The organism is Kocuria himachalensis (assembly GCF_054784195.1).
The window spans coordinates 1-379 of the sequence record NZ_BAAGPL010000017.1 but is presented as its reverse complement, the minus strand read 5'-3'; positions in this window follow the sequence as shown (position 1 = coordinate 379).

Below are 379 nucleotides of genomic sequence, written 5' to 3'. Positions count from 1 at the left end.
AGACAGCCCGGTGCCAGTGGGGAACCGGCGGCGACATGATGGCCGAACCAGGTGCCACCGGCACCGTGCCGACAACACCACCCCTCAGCGCTCAGCTCAGCCGGCGGTCCCCGCTCATCGGCCCAGGGTCAGACCAACCATCTGTCCGGTCGCCCGCACCGGTCCGGATCAGGGGGTGCATGTCCGTGAGAGGAACCTCGACTGCAATGCTGCCTTCGAAGGCAGTGGCCAGCAGCCGGCCTTATGCAAAAAAGGGGTGTCTGCAAAGCCCATTCTGGTCGTGAGCTCGGGAACCTCCCGTATCTCTGCGGGCCTGTCGACGGCACGTGAAAACTGACCCCGTGGCGGCAGACGAAGTTTGACCCCCTGCCGGACCCTG